General features: G+C 70.7%; 3 protein-coding genes. All 3 read left to right on the top strand.

What is annotated here, in order from left to right:
- The first annotated feature begins 412 nt into the window (after window positions 1-412).
- Window positions 413-844, top strand: coding sequence for a division/cell wall cluster transcriptional repressor MraZ (gene mraZ / locus AB0C29_RS27685; protein WP_212993900.1), 432 nt, complete (start codon window positions 413-415; stop codon window positions 842-844).
- A 251-nt stretch (window positions 845-1,095) separates the two neighbouring features.
- A complete protein-coding gene (rsmH, locus tag AB0C29_RS27680; protein ID WP_360549014.1) occupies window positions 1,096-2,154 on the top strand; it encodes a 16S rRNA (cytosine(1402)-N(4))-methyltransferase RsmH in 1,059 nt (352 codons plus the stop codon).
- A gap of 8 nt (window positions 2,155-2,162) precedes the next feature.
- Window positions 2,163-2,771 (top strand): hypothetical protein (locus AB0C29_RS27675; RefSeq protein ID WP_360825873.1); only part of this gene is annotated, 609 nt, incomplete at its 3' end.

Raw genomic sequence — 2,771 nt, 5'->3', positions numbered from 1 at the left:
CAGGGCGGATTCGCTGCCGCAGTGCACGAAGCGGGCCACTCCGGCCTGCCGCGCTCCACTTTCTCCTCCACTTTCCTCCCCGATGAGGTGCCGAAGGGCAGCCGCGCCTTCCCCAACGCCCGAATTCGGGGGACTTTCGTGCCCGGGTGGGCGGCATGTCGGAAAGTGGACCATGGTGCGGCCCGCCCGGCCCTCCACTTCCACTCCACCGGCTCTGACGTGCGGATACATCCGCGAATCGGGTTCGCGGAAGCCGTCATTCTGGTTGCGAGTGGAGGGAAGTGGAGTAGAGTGGAGCGCAGTGGCAGGGCCTGAGGAGGAGCTGAATCCGAGGGGATTTGCCGGCCCAGACGACAGGTGATCCGCACAGAGCTGGCTCTGCGGCGGCGCCCGGGGCAGGGGGGTTGGGCCGATGTTCCTCGGCACGCACACCCCGCGCCTGGACGACAAGGGCCGACTGATCCTTCCGGCGAAGTTCCGCGACGAGTTGGCGGGAGGTGTCGTGATCACCAAGGGGCAGGAGCGTTGCCTGTACGTCTTCCCGATGCCGGAGTTCCAGCGGATCGCCGACCAGCTGCGCGAACAGCCGGTCACCCACAAGGCCGCCCGGGCCTACAGCCGGGTGTTCTTCGCCAGTGCGCACGACGAGATCCCCGACAAGCAGGGCCGGGTCACCATCCCGGCGCATCTTCGGGAGTATGCGGCGCTGAACCGCGAGCTCGTGGTGATCGGCGCGAGCACGCGGGTGGAGATCTGGGACAAGCAGTCCTGGGAGCAGTACCTCTCGGCGAGCGAGGACGACTTCGCCGACATCGAGGAGGGGGTGCTGCCCGGCGGATTGTGAGGCGTGGCACCTGTGGGCCAGTGAAACGGCCCGGACGTCGCTGCCGCCGTACTGCGAGATCTCCAGCCGCTCCCGCTCCTGGCGCCTCTTCCCCGGTGCCAGGCGTGTGTCCGGTCGGGCGCGCCCGATGGCAACGGGCACGAGCGGATGGGGATCTGGCGGTACGGACAGACGACCGGGCTGTGCCGGCACCGGGGATCGGTGCGGGTCGGACCGGGTGAGCGCGGAAAGAGCAGGCAATGGGGGTCAGGATGGGCGAGCTTCGCGGCACACACGTGCCGGTGCTGCTCGAGCGCTGCCTCGAGTTGCTCGCCCCCGCGCTCGCGCTGCCGGGTGCGGTGCACGTCGACTTCACCTTGGGCCTGGGCGGGCACGCCGAGGCCGTGCTGGAGCGGCACCCGGACGTGGTCCTGATCGGACTCGACCGGGACACCGAGGCGCTCGCGCACTCCCGGCAGCGGCTGGCGCGGTTCGCGGACCGGACCCACTTCGTGCACGCGGTCTACGACGAGCTGCCGGCGGTGCTGGCCGACCTCGGCTACCAGCACTTCCACAGTGGCCTGTTCGACCTCGGTGTCTCGTCGCTCCAGCTGGACGAGCCGGACCGTGGGTTCGCCTACGCCCGGGACGCGCCGCTGGACATGCGGATGGACCAGTCGCGCGGGATCACCGCGGAGGAGGTCGTCAACGGCTACGAGCCCGGCGAGCTCGTCCGCATCCTGCGGGTGTACGGCGAGGAGAAGTTCGCCACCCGGGTCGTCTCGGCGATCGTCAAGGAGCGGGCGAAGGGCCGGATCGTCTCGTCGTCCCGCCTCGCGGACCTGGTCCGGGACGCCATCCCGGCCGCCGCGCGGCGAACGGGTGGAAATCCCGCGAAAAGAACGTTTCAGGCGCTACGTATTGAGGTAAATGCGGAACTCGCCGCGGTCGAGGCGGCGGTTCCCGCGGCATTGGACAGCTTGGCCCCGAAGGGGCGCCTTGTGGTGATGTCGTATCAATCGTTGGAGGACCGGATCGTCAAGCGCGCCTTCGCCGCGAGGGCGCGCAGCACCGGGCCGATCGACCTGCCGGTCGAACTGCCCGGAACGGGCCCTTCGGTGCGGCTCCTGACCCGCGGGTCGGAGCTGCCCAGCGCGGCGGAAGTGGCGGAGAACCCGCGGGCGGCTTCGGTGAAGCTGCGCGCGGTGGAACGGATCGACCAGCACGGCCAGACGGCAGGGACCGCCCGCGAACGGTCCCGACTGTCTACAACGCACGGGGGACAAGGGCGGTTACGCCCGGGGGAACGCCAGGAGGGGGAGGGGCATTGAGCGAGCGCATGACCACTGCGCCGCGGTCGGGGGGCCGGACCACGGAGCAGGTTGGCAAGGGCCGGCGCACGCCGGCCGGCAAGACGACCGGTACGACCACGGGCGGAGGCGTCCGGGGGGCACGCCGCAACCCGACGGCCGGTACCAACCGGGACAGCGCTGTCCAGAACAGCGCCGTCCAGGGCGCCACCGCCCTCAAGCTCAACACCGAGCAGCAGCGTGACCCGATCACGACCCCGCGCCTGCGGGTGGCGCCGCCCGCGCCGATCAACGCGCCGCGCGCGCCGTTCATCGCGCTCGTGGTGGCGGTCGTCGTGGCCGGGGTGCTCGGCATCCTGCTGATCAACACCAAGACGGCGGAGAACTCGTTCCGGATCGACACGCTGCAGAAGCAGCAGGCCAAGCTGGACTCCCAGCAGCAGGAGCTGGAGAACGAGATCGCCGCCAACAACAGCCCGGGCAGCCTGGACGCCGCCGCCCGCCGGCTGGGCCTGGTCAAGGCCGACAACCCGGCGTACATCCGGCTGCCCGACGGCAAGGTCTTCGGGGTGCCGAAGCCGGGCAGCCGCGAGGTGGCCGTGACCGCGCAGGACACCGCCACCTCGGCGACCGGGCGG

It is taken from the genome of Actinoplanes sp. NPDC048791 (genome assembly GCF_040650095.1).
In the GTDB taxonomy this organism is placed as follows: domain Bacteria; phylum Actinomycetota; class Actinomycetes; order Mycobacteriales; family Micromonosporaceae; genus Actinoplanes.
The sequence above is the reverse complement of the archived record's forward strand: the minus strand, read 5'-3'. Positions and strand labels throughout refer to the sequence as shown.

Excerpts from the sequence above, each read along its gene's own strand:
- mraZ (WP_212993900.1), top strand. The coding sequence starts at position 413 with ATGTTCCTCGGCACGCACACCCCGCGCCTGGACGACAAGGGCCGACTG.
- rsmH (WP_360549014.1), top strand. The coding sequence starts at position 1,096 with ATGGGCGAGCTTCGCGGCACACACGTGCCGGTGCTGCTCGAGCGCTGC.